Genomic DNA, 7,502 nt, shown 5'->3' with positions numbered 1-7,502 from the left:
GCGAGTTTAAAATATCGGGACGATTAAGAATTGAGTATTCTTAATTGTTTCAGGATGAAGTCGGGCCTACCTGCCGGTAGGCAGGTTTGGGTTGAAAACCCAATACATAAATTATTTAGGACAACATTGTATGCGTATATATAAATATGGGTGATCTTGTTAATGATTAAATTTAATGTCTTATGAAAAATATTGTTTGGATAATTTCAATCTTATTATTTCTCGGTTCTTGTAAAAAGAGCAATACGCTCGAAAATCAAGATGAGGATATTGATGAAGGTATTGAGAATGATTCAATCATAAAACCAAATATTCTACTAATTATAGCCGATGATATGGGGCTCGATGCTTGCCCTTTGTATTCTGAAGGAGAAATACAGCCAGCCATGCCCAATTTGGAAGCTTTAGCTCTAGATGGCATTACCTTTGATAATGCATGGGCGTACCCAGTTTGTTCGCCCACACGAGCTTCGATAATAACAGGTAAATATGGTAGCAGAACAGGGATATTGAGTGTTAATCAGTCTTACCTTTCAAAAACAGAGCAATCTATTCAGCAGTATATAAATGCCAAAACAGATTCAGCCTATGCTCAGGCAGTAATTGGAAAGTGGCACCTATCTAAAAATAACGACCTAAGTGCGCCTAACGATTTCGGTATTGAACACTTTGCTGGTTTTATGGGTGGCGCTATGGATGATTATAGTAATTGGAATTTGGTACAGAATGGTAAAGCGGAAACCTGCCAAATTTATAATACCACAAAAATTACTGATTTGTCCATTGATTGGATTAAAAATCAAAGCAAACCATGGTTTTGTTGGCTGGCTTATTCAGCGCCGCATACACCGTTTCATTATCCTCCTTCTGATTTACATCAACAAAACGAGGCTGAAAATACGGAGTTATCCATGTATCTGGCCATGATAGAAAGTTTAGATCATGAAATGGGACGTCTGCTTAATTCAATGGATGAGGATACACGAGAAAATACCATTATTATATTCTTGGGCGATAACGGAACAGATAAAAACGTATTGCAATTACCATATAGAGGCAGAAAAGCCAAGGGCTCCATTTATCAAGGAGGTATCAATGTACCGCTTATTGTTTCTGGTAAAGGTGTAAGCCGAAAGAATGTGAGAGACGATAGCCAAATTAGCTCTGCTGATTTTTTTGCAACTATTGCTGATATAGCAGGAGTTGGTATTAGCCAATATCAGGATAGTTATAGTTTTAAACCCTTATTTACCAATGAAGCCATAGCTTTACGAAGCTATAATTTCTCAGAAGTAGATCATGGCGATGATTACAGATACACTATTTCTGATGGAATTTACAAGCTCATAAGTAATAACGATAAAGATGATGAGCTATATAATTTGATAGACGATCCGTATGAAACAACAGACTTATATAGCAGTACAAATTCAGACGATATTCAAGCCAAACAGCAACTAATCAGCGAAGCCGATAAAATAATTAATGAATAACTAAATACTTTATAAATTATGAAGAAGCCATATATTTTACTACTTCTAATGGGTATGCTTCTATTATCGTGTAGCGATGATGACAACAACGATGTAGAGTCTCCAGAAGACGAAGAGGTAACAACTCCTGATGATAACGATATTGTATTAAGCTTAAAATATCAGATTGTAGATACCAAGCAAACCGTTTATTACGATAATGCTCAAGTTCTTGCGGTAGCACCAAAAGAGGGAGAAGCCTTTTATGGGCAAGATGCTCAGTTTACCAATAATTCACCATCCTATACGAGTAATGCCGATGGTACTGTAACAGATAATATTACAGGCTTGATTTGGGAGAAGATTTACCAACGTTTAACGCATTCAGAGGCTCTTGCCTATTTAGAAGAGAAAAATAAGGGGGAATATAACGATTGGCGCATTCCTACCATTAAGGAGTTATACTCGCTTATGCAGTTTAATGGTACCGATGTGAGTAGCGCCGATATGGAAGCAGTGCCACCATCCAATGCCATTCCTTTTATTGATAATACCTACTTCGACTTTGATTATTTCAGCAATGGAGACAGAGCCATTGATGTACAATATTATAGTAGTACCAAATATACTGGCGTAACAATGGGTAAAGATGAAACCTTATTTGGACTAAATTTAGCTGATGGCCGTATAAAAGGCTATCCATACATGTCTAACGGAGAGGAGAAAGATTACTCTGTAAAATTGGTAAGAGGTAATACTGATTACGGGAAAAATGATTTTGAAGAAACCACCAATAACACAGTCTCGGATAAGGCTACAGGTTTAATGTGGGATAAGAATGATAGTGGAATGGCTATGGAGTGGAAAGAGGCTTTAGCTTGGGCTCAGGAAAAAAATGCAGAAAAGTATTTGGGCTATTCTGATTGGAGAGTGCCAAATGCTAAAGAATTGCAAAGTATATTAGATTATACGCGTTCACCACAGGCCACAAATAGTGCTGCCATCGATCCAATTTTTAATATATCAAAAATAACAGTAGAAGGTGGTTTAGAAGATTATCCATTTTTTTGGAGTAGTACTACCCATTTAAATTTGAAATCTTCAGCGTCGGCAGTATACATCTGTTTTGGCGAAGCCTTAGGTTTCTTCCCTGAAGGAGCAACAACACCAATTGATGTGCACGGAGCAGGGGCACAACGTAGCGATCCTAAAACAGATGATGGCAAAGATTACAGCGCAGGACACGGCCCACAGGGTGATGTGGTTCGGTTTAGTCACTACGTTCGTTTAGTAAGAACAATAGTGCAATAGAATTAAAATAACTTAGTCCATTAGCTTGTTTAATAGTACTACAATTAAATTCCATTTGCATTTTTAAGTTGGTAGAGGTGGTTGCGAAATAGTAATCTGAAATTATTGTCTTTCAGTGATTAAAAAGAATTCATTATTTATAACATAGGCGTGCATTTTTACGTTAATAGTTTAAGATTTATACCAAATGCATTATTAAATGATTGATAAATAACTTGAATTATATTGGGTTTCAACAATGTGTTAAATAGATGTATAGCCATAGCTACATTGATATTTTATAGAGAAGTTGAAACACAATAGAAGTAATTTATATCAATCATTTGAGGGTGTTTTTGGTACTATGACTTAATAAAAACAAAGTGAAAAAAACCTACACCCAAAAGTTATTCGCAATTATCCTACTTTTTAGTCTTATGTGTTCTTATAAGGCGTTTGGGATTAATTTTAAGAAGTTGACAACCGAAGATGGTCTATCATCAAGTAAAATCAATTGTATACATCAAGATAAATTAGGTTTTATCTGGGTTGGTACTTATTATGGTTTGAATAGGTATGATGCTTATGAATTTAAAACCTTTCTGGCTAGTTCTGAAAATAGAAATAGCATCTCAAATAATATAGTTCTTTGCATTGAAGAGGCTCGCGATTCAAACCTTTGGATAGGCACACAACAGGGACTTTGTTCTTATAATCTTAAAAAAGATTGCATCACCCGTTACTATAATAAAAACATCCGTGTTGATGCTAATTATTATCAAAGAGTAAACGACTTATCTTTTGATAAAGAGGGTTTCTTGTGGTTAGCCCGATCTAATAGACTCGATAAGTTTGATGTTAGTTCTAAACAGTTTTTAGCATCTTATCAATTAGATGCTTTTAATGCTACATTGGATAATGTAGAAATTAATTGTTTGTATCCTGACGGGGATAAAATTTGGATTGGGAGCAATTTAGGGCTTTACTATTTTAATAGTATCACCAATGAGTTCTCTTTCGTTGAAAATAGCCATCATATTAAGGATGTGTCTGATATATATGCCGACTCTAAAAGTAATATCTGGATTGGTACCTTGAATAGCGGTTTGTATTGCCTGCCAAACAAAAGCATTGATAACAGTATTAACTATAGTATAAAATCAGGACATCTTAGTTACAATCGCGTTAGTGGAATTGAGGAAGGAGATGATGGTAACATTTATATCGCTATGGCCTCAGCAGGTTTGTACATTTATAATGTTAAACTAGAGGAGTTTTCATTGTATCAGCCTAATATTTATGATGAGAAAAGTTTAAGTACACGCAGTTTGTCGTGCATACATAAAGGTGATGACGGCATAATGTGGTTAGGCACCTTAAAGTCCGGAGTTAATTACATCGATAATAAAGAGAAACGCTTTGATCACTACAAGGTTAATTTCAAAGAAGATGGTTTACTCAATAATAATGTGAGAGCATTATTTGAAGATAGGGATGGAGTTATTTGGGTTGGCACTAAGGAGGGAGGATGCTTAAGCAGTTTTAATAAAAAGGCAGGAACATTTACTCATTATAAAGCATCTGCTCATACCTCAGGAGCTTTAAATAGCGAGTATATATCAGTAATAAATCAGCTCAATGATGATTTGTTATTAGTAGGTACTTTGGGAGGAGGATTAAATATATTGGATAAAAGAACCAATCGGTTTAGGCAGTGTCCAATACTCGATGATCAGTCTATTCAAGCACGTTGCATAACCGATATATATGTTGAAAATGATAAGGTTTGGGTAGCTACTCAACAAAATCTGTATTCTTTTGATACATCTAATTATTCATTTAAACGAATTGAAGGATATTGCTTTGTAACTTCAATTAAAAAAGCGAATAACAATAAGCTGTGGCTTGGTACAGCCAATAATGGAATATACTTATACAATATTGAAAGTGGTAAACATAAACAATTTGTAAATAGAAATAATGGTCCGTTACAAATTACGAGCAATAAGGTGAACGATATCTGTATAGATAATACAGGAAATACTTGGGTAGCAACAGCAGCAGGATTGAGCAAGTTTAATGTTAGATCTCAATCTTTTACGTTTTATACTCAAAAGGATGGTTTACCCGGTAATAATGTTTGTAAAATATTAGTTGATGGAGATAATAAACTTTGGCTTAGCACTGATAATGGCATTTCATGTTATAACCAACTGAAAAATTCTTTTAAAAGCTACCATAAAACAGATGGTCTTCAGAATAATGATTTTGCGGATTATGTAGGCTGCAAAACCAGAGATGGGGAGTTATTATTTGGCGGATCTAACGGTTTTAATTTGTTTCACCCCAATAATATTGTTGATAATACCTTAGTTCCGAAGGTGGTTGTAAACGATTTGTTATTGTATAATGAAAGTGTGGAGGTAGGAGCCCAGGATGGTATACTTGAGAAACACATTTCATTGGTGGATAAGATATATTTAAATTATGAACATAATGTAATCACCATAGGATTTACAGCTTTAAATTATTCATCATCAGAAAAAAACCAATATGCTTATAAGTTAGATGGGTTTGATAAGGAATGGGTTTATTGTAAGACGAAAAGGTATGCCAATTACACCAATTTGCCACCTGGCGATTATACTTTTAAAGTAAAAGCTTCTAATAACGATGGAGTATGGAATGAGCACGGAACCAGTTTTAAAATAGAGGTGCATCCTCCTTTTTGGGCTACTTGGTGGTTTCGTTTTTTAGTTATGTTATTCTTATTTACGTTACTCTATATTATTTATAAGCAAAGGTTAAAACTATTGAAGCAACAAACAACACTCCTAGAAAATACCGTTAGAGAACGAACCATTAAACTAGAAATTGCAAATAATGATTTAGAGAGTATTCGCTTTGAACTTGAAAATAAAAATAGAATACTTTCACATAAGAAAAAAACACTCGAAGCCCAGAGGAATCAAATTTTAGAGCAGAAACAAACCTTGAGTAATCAGAACAAAGAATTAATATTACAACGTAATGAGTTAGAAAAACTAAATTCAAAAATAGAATCGATTAATCAAACAAAACTGCAATTTTTTACCAATGTATCTCATGAATTTAGAACGCCCCTTACGCTTTTGTTGGTGCCGCTTCAAAAACTTCTAAGCTTAAAAGGTAATGTGGCAATTAGCGATTACCATTTACTATTTCAAATGATGCGGAAAAATGGGAATAGGTTATTGCATTTAGTAAATAGGCTTATTGATTTTAGACGATTAGAGCAAGGGCAATTAGATCTTAATCTAGAAATGATTAATGTAGTGCCTTTTTTTCGAGGGATACTTAATATATTCGAAACCATTGCTGTTCAACAAAGAATTAGGCTAATTTTTACTTGCGATGTTGATGAGTTGTATATACCAATTGACGCTGAAAAGATGGAGATTGTAATTTACAATCTATTATCAAACTCCTTTAAATTTACCAAAGAAGGAGGAGAAATAGAGTTGAGTATCGATACACATAACGATTATCTGTTTATTTCGGTAAAGGATACGGGCATTGGAATTGAAGCGGACAAGATTCAGTATATATTCGATAGGTTTATGCAAATAGATAACTCTGAATCACATGTTTTTCATGGTTCAGGAATAGGCTTAGCATTAACCAACGAAATGGTTCAATTGCACAAAGGCAAGCTGACGGTAAAATCAGAGCTTGGCGTAGGCAGTATTTTTACTATTCAATTATCGGCTCTCACTGATTCTAAACATCTTCAAAAAAAGGATAAAGCATATACATTATCCGAATCCATTAATGAAAGAGTAAATATTCTCTCAAATAAATTAAACAGTAAAGGCGAGGAGAAAAAAGTAGTTGAGATTATTGATGGAGACGACCAAAGACCGCTAGTGCTAATTGTTGATGATAACAAAGATATTAGAACACTATTGATAGCTGAATTGCAATGGAAATACAGAACAATTCAAGCCAATGATGGCGAACAAGGTTTATTAATGGCGCAAAAGTATAATCCTGATTTAATAATAAGTGATGTTATAATGCCCAATATGGATGGGGTTGAGTTTTGTAAACATATTAAAACTAATATCGAAACCAGTCATATTCCAGTTATTCTATTAACAGCATACAGTTCCGACCATAATCATATCGATGGTTTAAAAATAGGAGCTGATACTTATTTAGAAAAGCCTTTTAATATAGATGTGTTAATAGCAACTGTAGCTAATCTTATAAGTTCACGCAGTAATTTAAAGGCGATATTTACTAACAGCATGAGTTTAGATCCAAAGGAAATTGCTGTGACTAATGCCGATGAAGTGTTTTTAAGTAAGTTGTTAGAAGTGCTTGAAGCAGAAATGTCAAATTCTCAATTCTCAGTAAGTAAACTTAGCGACTATATGGGTATAAGTGAAGGTCATATTTATAAAAAGATATTAAGCCTTACTAATCTTAATCCGAGTAACTTTATAAGAGAATTTAGACTAAAAAGAGCTGCACAGCTTTTAGCGAGTAATAATTTAAGAGTGGTTGAGGTGCAATTTATGGTTGGCTATGAAAGTAAGTCGGCATTTAGCAGTGCATTTAAGAAAAAATATAAAGTATCTCCATCTCAATATGCAAATAAGTACGCAAAATGTGTCTAACATGAATATGTGTTCAGAATAATTTTATTCTTAGCTACTAAATGAATAGGAGCAACATATTAAAGGATCAGAGCAACAA

General features: G+C 34.1%; 3 protein-coding genes. All 3 read left to right on the top strand.

What is annotated here, in order from left to right:
* The first annotated feature begins 182 nt into the window (after positions 1–182).
* Entirely contained in the window at positions 183–1,493 is a 1,311-nt protein-coding gene (locus A8B35_RS09305) for a sulfatase-like hydrolase/transferase (RefSeq protein WP_068472501.1), read from the top strand.
* An 18-nt stretch (positions 1,494–1,511) separates the two neighbouring features.
* Positions 1,512–2,783 (top strand): Lcl C-terminal domain-containing protein, encoded by a 1,272-nt coding sequence (locus A8B35_RS09300; protein WP_222844132.1) that lies wholly within the window; start codon positions 1,512–1,514, stop codon positions 2,781–2,783.
* A gap of 362 nt (positions 2,784–3,145) precedes the next feature.
* Positions 3,146–7,423 (top strand): hybrid sensor histidine kinase/response regulator transcription factor, encoded by a 4,278-nt coding sequence (locus A8B35_RS09295; RefSeq protein WP_139314852.1) that lies wholly within the window; start codon positions 3,146–3,148, stop codon positions 7,421–7,423.
* The last annotated feature ends 79 nt before the right edge of the window (positions 7,424–7,502 follow it).

Source organism: Saccharicrinis aurantiacus, assembly GCF_001660705.2.
GTDB lineage: Bacteria > Bacteroidota > Bacteroidia > Bacteroidales > Marinilabiliaceae > Saccharicrinis > Saccharicrinis aurantiacus.
This window is presented reverse-complemented; position numbering and strand designations above follow the sequence as displayed.